This window comes from Streptomyces sp. P17 (assembly GCF_032436805.1).
Classification (GTDB): Bacteria; Actinomycetota; Actinomycetes; order Streptomycetales; family Streptomycetaceae; genus Streptomyces.
This window is the reverse complement of sequence record NZ_JAVRBF010001416.1, coordinates 1-240: the sequence shown is the minus strand read 5'-3', so window position 1 is coordinate 240 and position 240 is coordinate 1. Positions and strand designations below refer to the sequence as shown.

The 240-nt window shown below is 49.2% G+C and carries 1 protein-coding gene; it reads left to right on the top strand.

Going from position 1 to position 240, the window contains the following annotated elements:
* Window positions 1-19 precede the first annotated feature (19 nt).
* Window positions 20-240 (top strand): hypothetical protein (locus RMT89_RS45190; RefSeq protein WP_315889558.1); only part of this gene is annotated, 221 nt, incomplete at its 3' end.

Here is a 240-nt window from a genome sequence, read left to right as displayed (position 1 = left end):
GCGTGAAATCCAGAAGGGTATGGAACATATCACTGCATCGGTTCGCACCGGTAAGCAGAACTTCAATTTCATGTCTTCGCAGATCAACAACCTTGAGCCTGTAAAACAGGTTGTAAACGGTAAGGAACGCAAGATCGGTATGCCGACTGAGTATGCTCGCTCGTCTGGCAATCGCTTCTCTACGCCTGCCTATTCCTTTGGCTATGATCTGGCTGGTGTTGCTGGTATTCCGGGTATGGT